Source organism: Paenalcaligenes sp. DL 309 (genome assembly GCF_057475285.1).
The window spans coordinates 1-505 of sequence record NZ_JBYBKW010000043.1 but is presented as its reverse complement, the minus strand read 5'-3'; the positions used below and the strand labels follow the sequence as shown (position 1 = coordinate 505).

Annotated in this window: 1 protein-coding gene; it reads right to left on the bottom strand. The window is 43.2% G+C overall.

Annotation, left to right across the window (positions count from 1 at the left end; all coding sequences use genetic code 11):
- On the bottom strand, nucleotides 1-454 hold a 454-nt coding region (locus tag AC2UZJ_RS12545; RefSeq protein ID WP_486950457.1), incomplete at its 3' end, for a transposase.
- Between the last annotated feature and the right edge of the window lie 51 nt (nucleotides 455-505).

Sequence of the window (505 nt, the reverse complement as noted above, 5' to 3'; positions counted from 1 at the left end):
TCTCCGCTTCTAAATATAAAAGCTTTTCCTCAAGCTCTTTAATGCGTTTTTGTTCGGGCGTTCCCGCCGTCCGGTCTTTTTTATTGGGTTGCTTCATCGTTGATTGGCGTCCTTTAGGCTTAGGCTCAAGCGCTCTGATTCCACCTAAATCATACTGCCGACGCCACCGACTGACTACCCCTGAGCCACCTCGAATATTAAAAAAAGCAACCGTTTCATGCGCACTCAACTGATGAGTTTGCTGGTGATTTAACACACGAAGTTTGAAATCTGCATCATAGTGACTATGTTTCTTAGAAAATGCCTCGATCCCATGATACTTAAAGCGTTGGTACCAGTTTAAGAGCATTCGATTTGGTACGCCAAACTCTTCATGTATTTCAGAGAAACCAAGCTGCCCTGACGCATAACTTTTTACAAGATATAGCTTAAGTTCTGCACTATATTTAGCCATAGAAAAACCCCAAAAGGTTGGAAGGGTGTCCAACTTCTTGGGGTCAGTTCA